Origin of the sequence: Pseudoalteromonas sp. EB27, assembly GCF_001974875.1 — a bacterium.
In the GTDB taxonomy this organism is placed as follows: Bacteria; Pseudomonadota; Gammaproteobacteria; order Enterobacterales; family Alteromonadaceae; genus Pseudoalteromonas.
This window is the reverse complement of sequence record NZ_MTQD01000018.1, coordinates 59,733-74,885: the sequence shown is the minus strand read 5'-3', so window position 1 is coordinate 74,885 and position 15,153 is coordinate 59,733. Positions and strand designations below refer to the sequence as shown.

The 15,153-nt window shown below is 40.0% G+C and carries 14 protein-coding genes and 1 pseudogene; 4 read left to right on the top strand and 11 right to left on the bottom strand.

Annotated elements, in window-relative coordinates; genetic code table 11:
- Window positions 1-69: 69 nt before the first annotated feature.
- The gene (locus tag BW142_RS18055; protein ID WP_076925844.1) at window positions 70-3,648 is read right to left on the bottom strand and encodes a M1 family aminopeptidase; all 3,579 of its coding nucleotides are present in this window, start codon (window positions 3,646-3,648) and stop codon (window positions 70-72) included.
- A gap of 9 nt (window positions 3,649-3,657) precedes the next feature.
- A complete protein-coding gene (locus BW142_RS18050) occupies window positions 3,658-4,539 on the bottom strand; it encodes an ABC transporter ATP-binding protein (protein ID WP_007584623.1) in 882 nt (293 codons plus the stop codon).
- A 186-nt stretch (window positions 4,540-4,725) separates the two neighbouring features.
- Between BW142_RS18050 and BW142_RS18045 the strand changes: the two genes are divergently transcribed.
- Complete coding sequence (locus BW142_RS18045; protein WP_024599486.1) at window positions 4,726-5,403, top strand: nitroreductase family protein; 678 nt, start codon at window positions 4,726-4,728, stop codon at window positions 5,401-5,403.
- A 204-nt stretch (window positions 5,404-5,607) separates the two neighbouring features.
- Here the strand turns inward: BW142_RS18045 and BW142_RS18040 are convergent, their stop codons facing one another.
- On the bottom strand, window positions 5,608-5,910 hold the full coding sequence (locus tag BW142_RS18040) for a metalloregulator ArsR/SmtB family transcription factor (protein ID WP_024599485.1): 303 nt from the start codon (window positions 5,908-5,910) through the stop codon (window positions 5,608-5,610).
- Between the two features lie 299 nt (window positions 5,911-6,209).
- Here BW142_RS18040 and BW142_RS18035 point away from each other — a divergent pair, with 299 nt between their 5' ends.
- The gene (locus tag BW142_RS18035; RefSeq protein ID WP_024599484.1) at window positions 6,210-6,554 is read left to right on the top strand and encodes a rhodanese-like domain-containing protein; all 345 of its coding nucleotides are present in this window, start codon (window positions 6,210-6,212) and stop codon (window positions 6,552-6,554) included.
- Window positions 6,555-6,576: 22 nt separating this feature from the next.
- Here BW142_RS18035 and BW142_RS18030 read toward each other — a convergent pair.
- The 5 genes and pseudogenes from BW142_RS18030 to BW142_RS18010 all read right to left on the bottom strand — a co-directional run bounded on the left by BW142_RS18030 (window position 6,577) and on the right by BW142_RS18010 (window position 8,846).
- Window positions 6,577-6,972: pseudogene (locus tag BW142_RS18030) on the bottom strand (DUF1801 domain-containing protein).
- Between the two features lie 45 nt (window positions 6,973-7,017).
- Window positions 7,018-7,563 (bottom strand): PH domain-containing protein, encoded by a 546-nt coding sequence (locus BW142_RS18025; protein ID WP_024599482.1) that lies wholly within the window; start codon window positions 7,561-7,563, stop codon window positions 7,018-7,020.
- A gap of 66 nt (window positions 7,564-7,629) precedes the next feature.
- Window positions 7,630-8,247, bottom strand: a complete 618-nt coding sequence (locus BW142_RS18020) for a LysE family translocator (protein ID WP_024599481.1) — start codon at window positions 8,245-8,247, stop codon at window positions 7,630-7,632.
- A complete protein-coding gene (locus tag BW142_RS18015; RefSeq protein WP_024599480.1) occupies window positions 8,248-8,430 on the bottom strand; it encodes a hypothetical protein in 183 nt (60 codons plus the stop codon).
- A gap of 17 nt (window positions 8,431-8,447) precedes the next feature.
- Window positions 8,448-8,846, bottom strand: a complete 399-nt coding sequence (locus tag BW142_RS18010) for a DUF3224 domain-containing protein (RefSeq protein ID WP_076925843.1) — start codon at window positions 8,844-8,846, stop codon at window positions 8,448-8,450.
- Window positions 8,847-8,937: 91 nt separating this feature from the next.
- Here BW142_RS18010 and BW142_RS18005 point away from each other — a divergent pair, with 91 nt between their 5' ends.
- A complete protein-coding gene (locus tag BW142_RS18005; RefSeq protein WP_076925842.1) occupies window positions 8,938-10,716 on the top strand; it encodes an ABC transporter transmembrane domain-containing protein in 1,779 nt (592 codons plus the stop codon).
- A 308-nt stretch (window positions 10,717-11,024) separates the two neighbouring features.
- Here BW142_RS18005 and BW142_RS18000 read toward each other — a convergent pair whose 3' ends face one another.
- Window positions 11,025-11,657, bottom strand: a complete 633-nt coding sequence (locus tag BW142_RS18000; protein WP_024599477.1) for an OmpA family protein — start codon at window positions 11,655-11,657, stop codon at window positions 11,025-11,027.
- 190 nt (window positions 11,658-11,847) lie between these two features.
- On the opposite strand from BW142_RS18000, the gene chrA reads away from it, so the two are divergent.
- Window positions 11,848-13,002 (top strand): chromate efflux transporter, encoded by a 1,155-nt coding sequence (gene chrA / locus BW142_RS17995; RefSeq protein WP_024599476.1) that lies wholly within the window; start codon window positions 11,848-11,850, stop codon window positions 13,000-13,002.
- Here chrA and BW142_RS17990 read toward each other — a convergent pair.
- Together BW142_RS17990 and BW142_RS17985 are read right to left on the bottom strand one after the other, a co-directional pair.
- Entirely contained in the window at window positions 12,962-14,218 is a 1,257-nt protein-coding gene (locus BW142_RS17990; RefSeq protein WP_024599475.1) for a mechanosensitive ion channel domain-containing protein, read from the bottom strand. The genes chrA and BW142_RS17990 overlap by 41 nt on opposite strands.
- Window positions 14,215-15,135: an acetyltransferase gene (locus BW142_RS17985; RefSeq protein WP_076925841.1), complete on the bottom strand. Its 921-nt coding sequence runs from the start codon at window positions 15,133-15,135 to the stop codon at window positions 14,215-14,217. The genes BW142_RS17990 and BW142_RS17985 overlap by 4 nt, the downstream gene beginning before the upstream one ends.
- Between the last annotated feature and the right edge of the window lie 18 nt (window positions 15,136-15,153).

The window sequence follows — 15,153 nt, the reverse complement described above, 5'->3', positions numbered from 1 at the left end:
TACACATAAAGGCCGCATAAATGCGGCCTTTAAAGTAGTCAGTTTAAGTGGTTAGTAAATAAATAGACGTTAGAATTTAGCTAAATTATTTTTACTGTCTTTGTCGACCAGCTTAATGTAAGGATCTACCCCCGCAAATAATGGTTTTTCTTTTACTTTTAGCTCAATAGTATTGGTACCAGACACTATTTGATGCTTTTGCGAATAAATGACAAAGTCTTCAGCGAGTAAGTTTTCAGGATCATCGCTAAATAATGCAATATCAATTAGCTCATCGAGTGGTTGTTCAGTTTCTTCACCTTGGCCATCGGCATGCTGCTTAGTTGCTTCAACGCTCAGTGTTACCTTATAAAAACCTTCGCTATCAACATCATCTGTAACCGACACTTCTTTCATTTCAAGCTCATAAAGCGTTATATATTTAAACTGATCATCAATAAAACGTTGTTCAGCTTGTGTTGCATCTCGCTTTAAATAACTGAGTAAATCAAGTGTGGTTGGGTATGGCGTTGATTGGTATTTAAACTCATTCAAAAATGCTTTAAGTGCGGCATTTAAGCGTTTTTCGCCTAAGCGGTCATACAAAGCCATCATCGCAACTGAGCCTTTATTATAGTGAAGATACAGCTGACCCTGCGTTTTATATAGCGGCATTTCTTCAAAGGCTTCACCTGTACGGCCCATTAAGTATTTATCTAGCTCGTACTTTAAGAATTTACGAAGCTTCTCGGCGCCAAAGCGTTTTTTTAGCACCATTAGCGCACTGTATTGCGAAAGTGTTTCAGAAATAACAGCACTGCCCTCTACATTGGCCCCCGAAACTTGATGCCCCCACCATTGGTGCGCAACTTCATGTGCGGTTACATAGTAAGGTAGGTCAACTTTATTCTCATCTCTTAGGTCTGTAATAAAACCAATACTTTCAGAGTAAGGCACCGTATTGGCAAAACTTTGCGCAAACGAGCGATACTTAGGAAATTCAATAATACGTAACTGCTTATGCTGATACGGGCCAAAGGCTTGCGTGTAGTAATCTATTGAGTCTTGAACTGACTCAATCATGCGGTCAACATTCCATGCATGATCTTTGTGGTAGTACACCTCAATATTTACACCGTTATGCTCAACTTTTTTACTTTCAAGCTCTGCCGAAAGCACAGAGTAAAAGTTTAAAATAGGCGCATCCATTTCATAAACAAAAGTACGGCGCCCGTCTTTTACACTCTCACTTTTTAAGTAACCTGGTGTAATAGCAAATTGTGACTCATCGGTGGTTACCGTTGCCTTATAGTTTATAAAGCCATTAGCAGGCCCAAACTCATTTTGCGTATAATATCGGCTGTCTTCTAGTTTATGTGCGCGCTCAAGTTCAGGTAAATCGTGCTTGCGGCGCTCATACTTATCGGCAATTTGAATATACTTTTGATAACCAAAATTTGGTAATAATTCTCCATTATTTACAAATGTCCCGTTGTGCACGAGTTGAGTATCAGATCTTCTATCAACAAAACCGTCGTGTTCACGAGAAACTGAAAGCTCACCTTCGCGTACTTCATTAGGCATTAGCGGTTGTTCAAACTCAAACCATACCATGCCAAAATCGGTTAAACGCTCTACTATTTTTCCGCCCGCCATTTTTACATCCCAGCTTTTAGATTGGCTAGGCTCGTTGATTAACACACGGGTTATTGGCTCGTTTGCGGTATTGGTAAACTTAATTTTAGCCACGGCATTTAAAGCACGCTTTTTAGGATAAATATCAATGTTTAAATCAACATCAGTTATTATAGGCAGTGGCAAGTCTTTGTATCGTGAAAACTCTTGCTCATACCTTACTTGTAGCGCTTCGCTATCATCACTTGTTACAAACTCGTTGATTACACGGGTGTTGTAATAAATGTTATAACCCGCGCCCACAAATACCAATAAACTTATAACGGCTGCAATCTGGCCTTTTAAAGACATGTTGTAACGTACTAAAGATAAACGAGTACGCAATGTTTGCGACGGGCCGCGATGCCATAAAGCAAACCCTACAATAGCTAAAAACACACTCAATGCCCCCCAATATAGGGTATACCAATGCGCGCCTTGTAAAAAATGCCCGTAACCGTTTATATCTGAATACGGTACGCTACTGCTTTGCGAAAAATGATACATATGATGCTCAAACCCGTAAGCACCCATTACCATTTGAGCAATGTAATACAAAATAAATAAACCCATACCTATGTATTTATTAGGGCTAATTATTTGTAAAAAGAACGCCAATATAGCCATCATAATAAAAGGCAGTAATGTAAGGTAACCCAACCTAAATAAGTACTGGCCAAGCTCTAGGTTAAATTGCCCCTTAAACAGTTGCACTGCAATGGTAAACATCATGCCTACTAAATAAAGACCACAAACTGCAGTGATTAACGCAATAATTTTAGATACCCAAAACACACTGTTATGCACCGGGAAACTGTCAACAATATCACCCATACCACTGTGGCGTTCTCGCCAAACCAGCTCTGCGCTGTAATAAGCAATAATGATAAACATAAACAAAGCGGAGGAGTTTTGAATAATGCCCACCATGTTTTGTGTAAGCGGCCAATCTGTTGTGCCATACGCGCCAATAGGCGCAAAGAGTGGTGCGAGTAACATAGTAATACTGACACCCGCTAAAATCATAAAAGGGGCACTTAATATAACCTGCTTAAGTTCAAATAAGCTGCGCATTACTAATTGCGATTGCGTATTTACCCCTTTTGACTTGTAATTTTTAGCGCTGCTAATAAGTGCTGCTTGTTTATTTTTTACAAACGTTGAGACAGCAAATTGCTTTTTCTGTTTTTTACTTACTACGCGATTACCTAACTTTCCGAGGCCAAAAAACATCGCTAAACTTATTGCTACCCATAAAATACGGTTAATTAAAAAATCGCCCGAGAGCGTTAACACTTCGGTATTTTTATCACTTACAGTCCAGTAACGGGTTAAGTCAATTAACGAACCGAGGCCGAATGGATCTGCGTAAACAACAATATTCCTAAACGCTAAATCATCAAAATAGATACTCGCCAATTGGTAGGTTATATAAATCACTACGGCCGTTACATATACCGCCATCATGGTTTTAAAATAGACCGCCACACTATTAAAAATAGCACTGAGTACCAGTAAGCTGGGTATTGCTAAATATAAAAAAGGCGCTGCGTAATATATAAACTTATTAGGGCCTACTAGCTCACTATCAAGCCAGCCAACCAACAAGCCAAATTGAGATCCCAAAAACACGCCTAATGGCACAGTTAAAAAAACAACTAGCACAACCAAGTAAGCACCAAAAAAACGTCCTGATTGATAAACAAGAGGGTCAACGGGCTTACTAAATACCAGCTCATCCATTTTGCTTTCACTGTTGCGAATAGCGGAGCTGGCAACAAAATTAACCACTAAAAACATAGCGAGTGTACAAAATGTAACGGTTAAAAGCATAATAGAGAAAGGCGAGTTCATATGAACATTCGCCCCACCTAGCGGAAACTTACTACTGGAGCTTATAAAAAACGCCATAAAAAAGAAGATTAACGACGTCACATAAAACGAAGGCTGGCGCACAAAGTAGCGCAGCTCAAACGCGAGCATATTAAAAAACATAACGCCTCCTTATGCTACTTGGCTGTTACGATGATTAAGCAGAGTAGAAAAATACACATCTTCTAGGTTTGCATTACTTGCTTCAAACCCTTGTGGGGCTTGCTCTGCTATTACATGTAAAATTGTTTTCCCTGCAAATAGGCGCTTAGAAATAACCGGTAATTGTGGTTCCAGCTCTTGCGCTTCTTCTTGGCTCATGGCTTTGCGCCAGATTTGCCCTTGGAGTTTATCGGTAAGGGCAATTGGGTTGCCCTCTAATAGTATTTTGCCGCCGGCCAGTACGGCCATGTTTGGGCAAAGCTCTGCTACATCTTCAACAATGTGAGTCGATAATATAACGACTTTTTGCTCACCTAAGCTTACTAACAGGTTATGGAAACGATTACGCTCTTCAGGATCTAACCCTGCTGTTGGTTCATCAACGATTAGTAAATCAGGGTCGCCTAATAACGCTTGAGCAATACCAAAACGCTGACGCATACCGCCCGAAAAGCCACTTACGGCTTTAGAGCGATGTTGATATAAATTAGTGTGCGCAAGTAATCCTTCAACCGACTCTTTACGCTCGGCTTTATTATGAATCCCCTTTAAAACAGCCATATGATCCAGCAAATCGTAAGCACTAACACGTGGATACACACCAAAATCTTGCGGGAGGTAACCTAAACGTTGGCGCAGTGCCTGTGGGTCTTTAAAAACATCAATACCATCAAAAGTAATTGAACCTGAATCAGCCGACTGCAGTGTTGCAATGGTACGCATTAGCGATGATTTACCTGCGCCATTTGGCCCAAGTAATCCAAACATCCCTTTACCTATAGATAAATCAACACCTTGTAGTGCATGTACGCCGTTATCGTAGGTTTTAGATAACCCTGTTATTGATAGCATTTTTACTTCCTTGAATATGAGTAATTATTTTTATAATGTTTTATACCACAAGAAAAATAGGAACATAAGTTACTTGCTGGTTAAATTTGTAACAACAAATAAACATAATTTAAACTCATAACACTTGCCTGCACTGTATTCACTCGGTATAAAAACCACATATACTTTTATAAGAAGCGAAAAGCCATGCAAGATCACCAAAGCCAGCCATTAAACGACTTTATAGAATACCCACACGACGAAATGCTAAATCGCGCTAACGAGTTTTTAACCACTAGCCAACGCCGCCATAGCATTCGCAGCTTTAGCGATCGCCCTGTACCAAAAAATATTATTGAAGCATGTATAAAAGCAGCTGGCACAGCACCTAGTGGAGCGAATCATCAGCCTTGGCATTTTGTGGCTATAAACAGTAGCGATGTAAAAAAACAAATAAGAGAAGCCGCAGAAAAACTAGAGCGTTCTTTTTACGAAGGCAGAGCAGGTGAAGAATGGTTAGATGCGCTAAAACCGTTAGGTACCGACGCCAATAAACCTTACTTAGAACATGCGCCTTGGCTTATAGCTGTATTTAGTCAAAAAAAGGGGGGCGTAAGCACCGATGATAAAAATACGAATTATTATGTGCATGAGTCTGTTGGCTTAGCTACCGGCTTTTTAATTCAGGCTTTGCATCGTGCTGGTTTGGCAACCCTTACTCATACTCCAAAACCAATGAGTTTTTTAACCGACATATGTGGTCGCGATAAAGATAACGAGCGCCCGTATATGCTACTTATTGCAGGCTACCCTAGTGACGATGCCACAATACCCGCGCATGCACTGGATAAAAAATCTATTGATGAAATAGCTACGTTTATTTGAGTTGGTATTCAACCGCAAATTTTCGCTTGAGTTAAATCTTGCGATAACATGCTGCTACATATCTATAGTTTGGTCTAAGCATAGTAGCTGTTTTCGTACGAGCTCTATTTACGTACAAACATTTTAAAAATTAATAGCACAAAAGTAATAGAGCTGAGGTTATTCTTTTGTGCTTTCACTGCGCTACTGACGCAACTAAAAGCGTTAGTCTTTACAAAATAAGCTATATAGCGTGCTAAGTAATTGCACTGCGTTATCGTCAATTACACGATAATAAATAGTTTGGCTTTCACGGCGAGTGGCAACAACATTCGCTTTTCGTAGTGCAGCTAAATGCTGAGAAAGTGCCGATTGTGCTAAAGGTACGGCTTCATTTAGTTGCGATACGCTCATTTCTTTATCTTGCAAAGAGCATAAAATCATTAAACGATTTTTATTCGCTAAAATTTTTAATAACTGCTCTGCCTGCGCCACATTCCCAGCCATTGCAATAAAGTCGATGTCCATAACATGCTCTTATTATAAAAAGTGATTGGAGTATAAATATATACATTGTTAATGTCTAACATTAGAATTTACTAATATAGAAAAAACGAATATAGTAAATAAAACACTAAATAAAGCTCAATAGCTCATTTTTTAATTGCGGAACTCATAATTACCGTATTTGTGTTGCTGCAATATTTTGATCCTAGATGAATATGGCTTACTGTTTTTACTACAATAAACTTAATTCAACTGCTATTAGTTGCTGGTATCTGATGATCACACTATTACGCAAACGTAACCTTAAGGAATAAAAAAGCATGCTTACATCAATCCCTGATTTACTTAAAATTATCACACCTAACCAACGCCGTATTGACGCAGCGCAAGCGAAACTCGAGCTTGAACAAAATAAAGGTTTACTTATTGATGTGCGAGAACCTGCAGAGCATGCAACAAAAGCAGCTGTTGGAGCAATAAATATTCCGCGTGGGTTACTCGAAATGAAACTAATGGAAATAGAAAAAGACGCAGCACGTCCAATTTACGTGCACTGCGCAAGTGGTGCTCGCGCAACGTTGGGAGCAGAAGCATTAACGCGTGTGGGTTATGAAAACGTGACCGTTATTACCTGTGATGCAAACCAAATATGTAGTGTGTTTTAAGCATCTACTTAAGTGCATGCAGTTATGCACCTAACAAAGGTAGGCGTTTAACGCTGTGATAAGTCAGTGCTAATTTAATACACGCTTTAAGTGGGTGTTCTGGTAATGGCTTTTCACTATTTAACACTATTGCTCTATTTCCTTCAAAGGTAAGATTATGAGAGTACAATTCTCTAAATGTGCTTACTAGCTTTGATTGGCAATGAAAAAACAAATAACACGATGAGCCCTTAAAGCCTATGCGAATGGGGCTGCCATTTATTACGCTATAACTTGGCTATCCCCACTTTAGTGACTCTTCAACGGCTCCTAAGTTTTGCTCTTGTGCTACGATATAAATTAACTCTCGTAATTTTATGAGCTTACTTTTAATTAACTCAGGATAATTATTAAATATATTTTCGACACCCTTATTCATAAAAGCATCCTTCTTAGCAGAGCATTCGTTACATTTAAGGCTAAACTATTTTTGCTGCCTTTCATCAAGTAAAACTAGTAGCATCTGCTCAATATTTTTAACACTATAAGTAAGTGCTCTCAGTAGCTCTTTCTCACTTTGCTCTGTTGCCTGCTGCGACGTTTTACCTTGATTAGCCAATACATCTTTTTGCTCAAGTATCGCCTCTCTAAACTCACTCGCATTAACTACACCAAGTAAAGATACTAAAGCGCCATTTCCTGACTGCCCAGCTGTTTCAAAACTTAAACGGTACAACCCAAACAGTCGCATTAGTGGGCCTTGGCTTAAACCTACATCGGTTATTTTTTCAAGCGGAATAGATTTTTCTTCTTTAAATAATATGCCACGTTTAACTACCAATTTTTGTGGTAATAAGTCAGCAGACATAGCTGCGAGTATTCGCCCGCCCACTAGCCATACAATCGCTAAGACAATGGGTAACAACGGAATAGTCACCAGCGCTAGTACACTAAAAAAAGCGGCCATTAGCATCCAGTATTGCTGAACCTTCGGGTCGAAAGATGCACTTTTTAAAATATGTTTTGTCATTGTTTTAATCCTTTATCTATATAACTAAAAATACACTCTGCAAGCTTCAATAATCTCTACTCAATCTTACAAGCTAATAACAACTTTTATAGCAAGAGCAATAAACACAACACCCAGTATTTTATCAAGCCATGGGTTTTGCTTAGTAAAGCCAAAGCGGGTTTTAGAAACCTCGGTCAATAATGCCACCAGCAAATACCAGCCGGTATCAATGACAAACACCGTTAAACACATAATTATGCCCACACTTAAAGTAAGTGCCTGAGGGTCTATAAACTGTGAGAACAAGGCTAAAAAGAAAATAGCGAGCTTGGGGTTTAAAAACGCAATGGCAAAACCATCTTGTAATGCTTTAGCTTCACTTACCTCACTTTTTTGTACTTCAAGTTCGTTATTACTTGGTTTTGCTAGCAATATTTTTATACCTAAATACGCCAAATAGGCCGCACCTAAGTAAACTAGTATTTGATAAACAGTTGGAAACTGCGTCATTAAAGCGCCTAACCCCAATAACGATGCACCGGCATACAAGCCAACGCCAATACCATGACTGAGCGCGGCAAGCATACCGTTTTTCATACTGCCATTAAGTGAGTGCTTTAAAACCACCGCTAAACTTGGCCCTGGTGACATTGCACCCATCATGCAGATAGCCGCTAGGCTTAACCATACTGAAAGTGTCATCTAAAGCTCGTCAGTTTCAATAAATAATGTATAACCGTGCACTTGCCCATAAAAGCCAGTTAATGGCACTGCGTTTATTACTTTCCAACCATCTTGGTTTAATTCCTGTATGCGATCATTCAGTGCGACTATATCTACGCCACCCAAAAAACGGGTCTTTCTAAATTCGATTACTTTTTGCATTTTAGTCCTTGAGTATCTTATAACGTGTATTCAAAATCGTAGTAGTGAATCCCTTGCTCAATACGTATTTTCATACTGCCCGTTAACCCTTCTAGCTCATGAGTGCCTGAATCGGGAATTACATTTAAAATTAGGCTGTCTTGCCCTTTATCCATCGTGCCAAAATGCTGCAGTACAAAACTGCCTTTTTTGCCGTCAAGCTCACCTATCACTTGCTCTATGGCAACATAACCGGCACTGCCTTGGGTTGGTGTCATGGCGCTTAGCATTTCGCCCTGGCTGGTAGCATTAAGCACACCACTAAATGTTTTATCTATCGACATACGCCCTAAGTTAATACCATTTTGGCCGCTTGCGTAGCCTTCTATTGGCGCTAGATTTACATTAAATTCTCCACTTACGGTTGCAGTAGTCATAACGTTTCCTTATTGATGCTAATATTTAAGAGTATTGATTTTTATTATCTTAGTGCCATATCTATACCTTAACCTTTAAAAAGAATCCACTATGTCAAAAAACACCTCTGCATCCGAAAAAGCTGCGTTTAGCAGTTTATTACCTGTTTTTGCGTTTATTAAACCGTACAAATGGATGGTAGTAGCCGCCCTAGCTGCGTTATTAGTTACCGCAGGCGTTAACTTGTCATTAGGGCAAGGTGTTAAATTTGTTATTGATCATGGCTTTATTGCAGGATCAAAGGCCCAATTACAGCAGGCCGTATTAGTACTTATTGGTTTAATCAGCTTATTAGCGATAGGTACCTTTAGCCGCTTTTATTTAATGTCGTGGATTGGCGAACGAGTCAGTAACGATATTCGCAAAGCCGTGTTTAATCGCATTGTTACTTTGCACCCAAGCTACTTTGAAGAAAACCGCAGTGGCGAGCTTATGTCGCGTTTAACAACCGATACAACCTTACTGCAATCAATTATTGGTTCATCATTTTCTATGGCGCTTCGCAGTGTACTTATGCTGGTTGGTGGACTTGCTATGCTGTTGTTTACTAATTTAAAACTTACTTTAGTGGTTGTTGCTTGTGTGCCGCTAGTATTAGTGCCGATGATGGTATTTGGCAAAAAGGTTCGCAAACTTGCCAGTTCTAGCCAAGATGCAATAGCCGATATAAGCACCTATGCCGGCGAGATCATTCAAAATATTAAGGTAGTACAAAGCTATAGCCATGAAGAGCAAGAGCAACATGCCTTTGCGCTTGAGACCGAAAAAGCCTTTAACGTGGCTAAAAAACGTATTAAGCAACGTTCATTTTTAATAGCCGTGGTGATTTTTTTAACCTTTAGTGCCATTAGCGCTATGTTATGGGTAGGTGGTAATGACGTACTTGCAGGCACCATGAGCGGGGGGGAGCTAGGTGCGTTTGTGTTTTACGCTATTATGGTTGCAATGTCGGTGGCAACCGTTGCTGAAGTATATGGCGAACTACAACGTGCAGCAGGCGCTGCGGCGAGATTACTTGAGTTACTTGCTGTTAAAAGTGAGATAGAAAACCCGCTAAACCCACAAGATAGTCATTTACTGCATGATAGTAGTAGCCCTGCGATTACGCTTGAAAATATAAGCTTTAACTACCCTTCTCGCCCAGACGTAAGCGCGCTTAATAAAATAAGCCTAAATATAAATCAAGGCCAAACCGTGGCAATTGTTGGCCCTTCTGGCGCAGGTAAAACAACATTATTTGAATTACTACAGCGCTTTTACGATCCTGCTAGCGGAGCCATTAAATTTAAAGATGTAAACATTAAAGATTTATCACTTAATACTCTGCGCAATAAAATGGGCATGGTAGCGCAAAACCCTATTTTATTTAGCTCCGATGTAATGCATAACATTCGTTACGGCAACCCAAGTGTAACCGATGAGCAAGTATATGCCGCAGCAAAGTATGCGCATGCCGATGAATTTATCAAACAGTTACCGCAAGGTTATAACAGCTTTTTAGGTGAGCAGGGTGTGAGGTTATCCGGTGGGCAAAAGCAGCGAATTGTGCTTGCACGCGCCATATTAAAAGACCCTGAAATACTTCTTCTTGATGAAGCCACCAGCGCGCTGGATGCGCAAAGCGAACACCATGTACAAGCTGCACTTGAGCATTTAATGCAAAACAGAACAACGTTAATAATTGCCCATAGGCTGGCAACGGTAAAACATGCCGATGTAATTGTAGTAATGGAGAATGGGGAAATCATAGCAACGGGTACTCACCAAGCGTTGTTAGCAAGTAACCCGTTGTATCAAAAACTGTGTGAATTGCAGTTTAATAAAGATTAGGGTCTGTTGACCTTTCTAGGTTAAATTTACAGCAGTCTGTTTGGTATTTAGGCAAGGCAGAGCCTAAGTAGTGTGGTTGCTCCCCATAAATAGGCGATAACGTAGCATTAATGCCAAACAGGCGCTGCCCAAAGGGTTCTTCCTAGGGGCTATTTACTCTTTGTTGCCTACATGGATGTAGGTAAGGGGCGTGAGCAAGACGCGGAAGCTTTGCTCGCTTTTACTTAGCCCACTAGGTTACAAATCTCGCGCCGTGATTAAATAGCCCCTAGTTCGAACAAATTTTAATCCGCAAAGATCAGCAGACCCTAACCTTCGGTATTTGGCACTATCTGAATTTCTACACGGCGGTTTTGAGCACGGCCATTTGCACTATCATTAGTTGCAATTGGGCGTGTTTCGCCATACCCCATGGTGCTAATACGTGTAGCCATAATTTGTTGGTTCACTAAGTAGTCTTTCACACTTTGTGCGCGTTCACGCGATAGGTTCATGTTGAAGCTATCTTTACCCGTACTGTCGGTATGACCTTCTACACTAAGGTAGGTTTTTTCGTACTTGTTCATTACTTTAGCAATCGCATCTAACGTATCGTTAAAGCCTGATGAAATATAAGATTGAGCAGTCGCAAACGTAATGTTTGATGGCATTACTAAGCGTAAGTTATCGCCCTCTCGTACTACTTCTACACCAGAGCCCGCTAATTCATCACGAAATGCTTCTTCTTGCTTATCCATGTAGTCGCCAACAGCTGCGCCCGCTAGTGCACCAATAGCTGCACCAATAAAAATACGTTTATCTTTATGATTACCCGTAGCCTTACCTAATACACCTCCGGCTGCGGCGCCTATAGCGGCTCCTTTACCTGTGTTATTCATTTCACAACCAGAAAGTAATACAGCTACTACGGTTACGCTTAAAAGTGATTTAGTTAAAGTCATGGTGATACCTTATTCATTAAGAATTTAGCAAGAGTATGCAAATACATGTATGAACAAACTATGAAGAGAGTGTTAAAAGCAACGCATCTTGCTTGATTGTTAAACAGACCTCAAACTAATGTGCCATTTTAATAAAAATGTCATACTACGCTGTGACAATTTAATGAATTTTACAAAGGATATTGGCGCAATGTTAATTGCTATTTTTAGACAGTTTTTTTTACTAGGGTGTATGAGCTTTGGAGGCCCTGCTGCGCATTTAGGTTATTTTAAACGCCACTTTGTAGATTCGTTAAATTGGTTAACTAACACGCGTTACGCACAACTTATTAGTTTAAGCCAAGCACTGCCTGGGCCGGGCTCTAGCCAAGTTAGTTTTGCTATTGGTGTTGAGCGTGCTGGAGTACTGGGTGGTATAGCTGCTTTTGTAGGTTTTACTCTGCCTTCGTTTTTAATAATGGTGCTGCTTGCGGTTAGTGCTCATCAGTTTGACGCTGTTTACTTTGCTATTATTACAGGCTTAAAGTTATTTGCCGTTGTTATAGTTGCTGATGCCACACTTAGTATGGCTAAAAGCTTTTGTACAAGTGCTGCGCTTAAGTTACTTGCCGTAATGAGTACACTTGCTTTGGTATTATTTCCAATGATGGCCACTCAAATCGCTATTTTAATAACCGCTGCAACAGTAGGTGCTATATGGCCTTTATTAAAACTGGGTACAGCCACAGAAAATGTTAGCAGTACAAAAAGCAATATTAATTGGATTGCACTGGGGTTATTTGCGCTCTTACTTGGTGTGAGCTTTATTCCACTAGGCCATGAGTTTGCTTTGTTTGCCCCTTTTTACCAAGCAGGTGCAATGGTGTTTGGCGGCGGACACGTAGTACTACCAGTACTTCAAGCAGGCGTACCAGCATTGAGTGATGATCAGTTTTTAAGTGCTTACGCGAGTGCACAAGCGGTGCCAGGACCTATGTTTACTATTGCTACTTACTTAGGCGCACAACTTACTACAGAGCAACCTTTAGTGGGTGCTCTTATAGCTACACTACTTATATTTATGCCTGGTTTTTTACTTATACTCGCGTTTCAAAAGAGCTGGATTAACTTGGCAAGTAAGCCACGCTTTGCAAGCTCAATAGCGGCGCTTAATGCTGCGGTAGTCGGTTTTTTAGCGGCTGCACTGTATTCGCCAATCTGGACATCAGCTGTGCATAGTCTTTGGCAAGTTGCGTTAGTAATAATTGTATTTGCATGGCTGCAATTTAAAAAGCCACCTATTTGGTGGCTCTTAGCTTTGTTTATTACTGTGGGTCTTTTACAACACTATTTGCCATCACTCTAAATGTTGGCTTATCTGTTTGTTGCTCGTTAGGAGGGCTTAACTGCCCACTAACACTTTGATACGCCCTAAGCCCAAACACAGGTAATACCGCAAGCAAATGATCCATTATTTCGGCTTGTAAGTGCTCGTACGAAATCCAGCGTTTATCTTCACTAAAGCAATAAAACTCAATAGGCAAACCATGATTAAGTGGTTGTAGCTCTCGTACCATTAACGTAAGCGACGTATTAATTTTACTGTGCTGTTTTAAATAGCCTTCAGCATAGCGACGGAATAGCCCTAAATTAGAAACCTGAGCAGGTAATGTCGTCACTCGAATATAGTCGTGCAGCGGAATAGCCGCATCAATTTGTTTTCTAAACTCATCACCCACTAAACAAATACTGTGCATATCTATGTTAAGTGAACGTTTAATACGCCTACCGCCCGACTCTTGCATGCCGCGCCAGTTTTTAAATGAACCCGCTACCAACATATAAGTTGGAATAGTTGTTATGGTGTTATCCCAGTTACGTACCTTTACAGTGTTTAAACCCAAATCAATTACTTCGCCATCGGCGCCGTAGTTTTCTACTTGAATCCAATCACCATAGGTTACTAAACGGTTTGCTGCTATTTGAATACTGGCTACAAAGCCTAAAATAGTGTCTTTAAATACTAATAACGTAACGGCAGCAATAGCACCAAAGCCAGAGAGAATATAAGTAGGTGACTTCTCAAGAAAAATGCTCACAATTAAAATTGCACACACAATAAAGGTTATTAGCTTAACAACCTGAATTAAGCCTTGAATGGGTACTTCGCGGGCAAACTCTAACTGGTTATAAATAGTACCCGCAATGCTCACAATACTACTAAAAATGAACCCTGCATAAATAATGAGTAAAGCTTGTCCTATCGTTTTTAGTATTTCTGCTGCTATTTCGTTAACTGGGTATACACTATCAAATGTAGCTAAAAACAATACGCAGCAAAGCATTCCTGCAATACGTTTATTTAGCTTATTAAGCATAGGCGAAAGCGCACCAATTCGCTCAGGGGAAAGCCTCGTCACTATTTTTTGAATGCCAGGTAACATTAACCTACGAGTAAATAAGTAAACAATTAATAAAGAAAAGATCCCTATCGAGACTGCGGTGATTGAGCTAAGAAAATCCGCGTCGGGTACTTTTTCAAACCAAGGAGCAATTAATTCCTGTAGGTGGGTGTTGGTCATAGTGTTTCAATTTCCTTACTGATTTGTGGTTCAGGTAAATCTTGTTGAGCATAAATGTCGGCAAGCTGCTGATCTTTAGCAACCCATAGCTCATTCACATAATGTTGAAAATTAACTTTAAATACGTCATCGCTTTGATAGCTGCCCTGCATACTTTCATTAATGGGCGTTACATTTATTGAAACATAAATAGAATCTAGCTCACCTTTTAACAAGTTACGACAAACATGATCTGTTTTACCGCTATACACTAAACTTGTATTAAGCATGGCATCAAATTGATCCGCTAATACTTCAAGCGCAAAAGCAATGCCGCCAGCTTTAGGCTTTAATAAATACTTAAAAGGACTTTGTTGCAGATTATGTTTGGCTGGCGTATAGCGTGTACCTTCAACAAAATTAATGATGGTAGTAGGATGATGACGAAAATTACGACAGCTACGCTTGGTGCGCTCTACATCTAATCCTTTCAACTTTGGGTTTTTAGCTAGTTGCGCTTTGCTTACCCGTTTCATAAACGGCATACCCATAGCCCACGCACCAGTCCCAATAAAAGGCATGTATTTTAACTCGTCTTTTAAAAAGAACTTAGGGGCAGGCAATGCATGTAATGAGCTAAGTACGGTTATATCTAACCAACTCGCGTGGTTACAAATAAGTAAATACCAACTTTTTGAGTTTAAGTCGCCACTTATATCAACCACAATATTAGGGCAACCTAACCAAAGCCCTAAACGGTTGCCGTTACACCAACCTCGGTAAGCGCTGTGTAATATAGAGTTAACCACAGGCAAAGGCAGTAATAACTTAATAAGGCCCAGTACAAATACTAGCGAGCCAAAAAGTATCATGTTAGAAAACAATACGCAGCCTACAATTAAGCCGTTAAGCCAATTGGGTAACCACTTTTTTAGCATAACTGTAAGCTCATATTT

Coding starts and splice junctions, on each gene's coding strand:
- BW142_RS18055 (WP_076925844.1), bottom strand. CDS start 3,648: ATGTTTTTTAATATGCTCGCGTTTGAGCTGCGCTACTTTGTGCGCCAG.
- BW142_RS18050 (WP_007584623.1), bottom strand. CDS start 4,539: ATGCTATCAATAACAGGGTTATCTAAAACCTACGATAACGGCGTACAT.
- BW142_RS18045 (WP_024599486.1), top strand. CDS start 4,726: ATGCAAGATCACCAAAGCCAGCCATTAAACGACTTTATAGAATACCCA.
- BW142_RS18040 (WP_024599485.1), bottom strand. CDS start 5,910: ATGGACATCGACTTTATTGCAATGGCTGGGAATGTGGCGCAGGCAGAG.
- BW142_RS18035 (WP_024599484.1), top strand. CDS start 6,210: ATGCTTACATCAATCCCTGATTTACTTAAAATTATCACACCTAACCAA.
- BW142_RS18025 (WP_024599482.1), bottom strand. CDS start 7,563: ATGACAAAACATATTTTAAAAAGTGCATCTTTCGACCCGAAGGTTCAG.
- BW142_RS18020 (WP_024599481.1), bottom strand. CDS start 8,247: ATGACACTTTCAGTATGGTTAAGCCTAGCGGCTATCTGCATGATGGGT.
- BW142_RS18015 (WP_024599480.1), bottom strand. CDS start 8,430: ATGCAAAAAGTAATCGAATTTAGAAAGACCCGTTTTTTGGGTGGCGTA.
- BW142_RS18010 (WP_076925843.1), bottom strand. CDS start 8,846: ATGACTACTGCAACCGTAAGTGGAGAATTTAATGTAAATCTAGCGCCA.
- BW142_RS18005 (WP_076925842.1), top strand. CDS start 8,938: ATGTCAAAAAACACCTCTGCATCCGAAAAAGCTGCGTTTAGCAGTTTA.
- BW142_RS18000 (WP_024599477.1), bottom strand. CDS start 11,657: ATGACTTTAACTAAATCACTTTTAAGCGTAACCGTAGTAGCTGTATTA.
- chrA (WP_024599476.1), top strand. CDS start 11,848: ATGTTAATTGCTATTTTTAGACAGTTTTTTTTACTAGGGTGTATGAGC.
- BW142_RS17990 (WP_024599475.1), bottom strand. CDS start 14,218: ATGACCAACACCCACCTACAGGAATTAATTGCTCCTTGGTTTGAAAAA.
- BW142_RS17985 (WP_076925841.1), bottom strand. CDS start 15,135: ATGCTAAAAAAGTGGTTACCCAATTGGCTTAACGGCTTAATTGTAGGC.